This is a genomic window from Phenylobacterium sp. CCH9-H3, assembly GCF_001557235.1.
Classification (GTDB): Bacteria; Pseudomonadota; Alphaproteobacteria; order Caulobacterales; family Caulobacteraceae; genus Phenylobacterium.
On sequence record NZ_LSJI01000253.1, the window covers coordinates 1 to 2,587 of the forward strand.

2 protein-coding genes are annotated in these 2,587 nt (G+C 69.2%); both read left to right on the top strand.

Annotation, left to right across the window (positions count from 1 at the left end):
* The first annotated feature begins 175 nt into the window (after positions 1 to 175).
* Positions 176 to 1,711 (top strand): IS21 family transposase, encoded by a 1,536-nt coding sequence (gene istA / locus AX721_RS22285; protein WP_012520261.1) that lies wholly within the window; start codon positions 176 to 178, stop codon positions 1,709 to 1,711.
* Between the two features lie 20 nt (positions 1,712 to 1,731).
* Complete coding sequence (gene istB, locus AX721_RS22290) at positions 1,732 to 2,490, top strand: IS21-like element helper ATPase IstB (RefSeq protein WP_012520515.1); 759 nt, start codon at positions 1,732 to 1,734, stop codon at positions 2,488 to 2,490.
* Positions 2,491 to 2,587: the final 97 nt, after the last annotated feature.

Consider the following 2,587-nt stretch of genomic DNA (forward strand, 5'->3'; position numbering starts at 1 on the left):
TGCGAATTCCACGCGATCGCGGGCACGAATTCCACGGCAAGGTGGGCGCGGATTCCACGCGAAGGTGGGCACGGATTCCACGGGATCATGGGCGCCCTCTGATCTGAGGGGGTGAGCGCGGTTCGGCCGACAATCTGAGGGCTAAAGGTCCCCTGTGCTGAGCAGAGGGGGCCCGATGCCGACCGAGAGATTGTCGATGCGCCGGATAAGAGAGTTGTTGCGCCTGAGGTTCGAGGTCGGCCTGAGCACCAGGCTGATCGCGACGTCGCTGGGGATCAGCAAAGGCGCTGTGGGCGACTACCTGCAGCGGGTTCAAGTCGCCGGGCTGGGCTGGCCGCTGCCCGAGGACTTGGACGACACGGTGCTTGAGCGGCGGCTTTTCCCCGGGCCGCCGCCAAGCAAGGCACCGCGGGCCGAGCCGGACTGGGCCGCCGTGGACCGAGAGCTGCGGCGCAAAGGCGTGACCCGATCTCTGCTCTGGCAGGAATATCGGGCCGAACATCCCGATGGGTACGGCTACGCCTGGTTTTGCGAGCACTATGAAGCCTGGAAGGCGCGGCGATCGCCGACGATGCGCCAGAAGCACCTGGCGGGCGACAAGGTCTTCGTCGACTACGCCGGCGATCCGATCGAGCTGATCGATCCCGAGACCGGCGAGGCCCGGCCGATGAAGCTCTTCGTGGCGGCCATGGGGGCGTCGAGCTACGTCTACGCCGAGGCGCGGCCCAGCGAAGGCTTGGCGGACTGGATCGGTTGTCATGTCGGGCTCTTCGCCTTCCTCGGCGGCGTGCCGGCGACCATCGTCTGCGACAACCTCAAGGCCGGCGTGGCGCGCGGCGACCGCTACGAGCCGCAGATCAACCGGACCTACCAGGACCTGGCGCGGCACTACGGAACCGCGGTGATCCCGGCCCGGCCGTACAAGCCGCGTGACAAGGCGAAGGTGGAGCAGGCCGTGCTGCTCGCCGAGCGCTGGATCCTGGCGCGGCTGCGCAACCTACGCTTCTTCAGCCTGGTCGAGCTGAACGCGGCGATCGCCGAGCTCGTCGCAGAGCTCAATGCCCGGGTGATGCGCGCCTACGGCGCGAGCCGCGCGGAGCTCTTCGCGGCGGTGGATGTCCCGGCGCTGAAGCCGCTGCCGGCCGAGCCCTACGCCTTCGCCGAATGGAAGATCTGCCGGGTGGCGCTCGACTACCATGTCGAGATCGACGGCTCCTGGTACTCCGTCCCCTATCGGCTGATCCGCGAGCAGGTGGACGTGCGGGCCAGCGAGCGCACGGTGGAGATCTTCCACAAGGGCCAACGCGTCGCCAGCCACGCCCGATCTCCCGGACGTCGCGGACACACGACGATCCCCGAGCACATGCCCAGCTCGCATCGGCGCCACGCGGAATGGACGCCGGCGCGGCTGATGGCGAGCGCCGGGAAGATCGGTCCCGCCGCGGCGGCGCTGATCTCCGCCATCATGGCCGAGCGGCCGCATCCCGAGCAGGGCTTCCGCAGCTGCATGGGCATCCTCGCGCTGGAGAAGACCTATGGCCGCGCCCGGCTCGAGGCGGCCTGCCAGCGCGCCGCCCAGATCAAGGCGCGCTCGGCGAGCTCCGTCCGCTCGATCCTCCAGACTGGCCTCGACCGCGGCTTCCTCGAGCCCGAGCCGGATCACGAGCCCCTGCGCCACGGCAACATCCGCGGCCGCAACTACTTCCACTGATCCTCAAACCAGGAGACCCAATGCTCGCCCATCCCACCCATGAGCGCCTGATCGCGCTCGGCCTCACCGGCATGGCCAAGGCCTTCGAAGAGCAGCGCGCCGCGCCCGATCTCGCCGCGCTCAGCTTCGAGGAACGCGTCGGCATCATGGCCGACCGCGAGGCGGCCGAGCGCGACACCAAGCGGCTCACAGCCCGGCTGAAGTTTGCTGCGCTCCGGCAGGACGCCTGCGTCGAGGACATCGACCTGCGTACGCCGCGCGGGCTGGACCGCGCGCTCGTCGCACGCCTGGCGGCCGGCGACTGGATCCACCGCCATCAGAACTGCCTGATCACCGGGCCCTGCGGCGTCGGCAAGAGCTGGATCGCCTGCGCGCTTGGCCACAAGGCCTGTCGTGACGGACGCTCCGTCTTCTACCAGCGCGTCCCGCGGCTCTTCGAAGCGCTGGCGCTCGCCCGCGGCGACGGCCGCCACGCCCGGCTGCTCAAAACCCTCAGCCGCGTCGATCTGCTGATCCTCGATGACTGGGGCCTGGCCGTGCTTACCGCCAACCAGCGCATCGATCTGCTCGAGATCCTCGAGGACCGGCAGGGCCGCGGCTCGACGATCGTCACCAGCCAGATCCCCGTCGACCAATGGCACGACGTGATCGGCGACCCGACCCTGGCCGACGCCATCCTCGACCGGCTGGTGCACAACGCTCACCGGCTGACCCTCGCCGGCGACAGCATGCGACGGCTCTCCGGCCACCGCGAGCTTGACGCTCAGACCAACGCCTGACTCCATGCCCACATCGGCCGACTGCGCCGCCCACGATCACGTGGAATAGGCGCCCGCCATCGCGTGGAATGAGCGCCCACGATCACTGGAATGCGCA

Excerpts from the sequence above, each read along its gene's own strand:
- istB (WP_012520515.1), top strand. The coding sequence starts at position 1,732 with ATGCTCGCCCATCCCACCCATGAGCGCCTGATCGCGCTCGGCCTCACC.
- istA (WP_012520261.1), top strand. The coding sequence starts at position 176 with ATGCCGACCGAGAGATTGTCGATGCGCCGGATAAGAGAGTTGTTGCGC.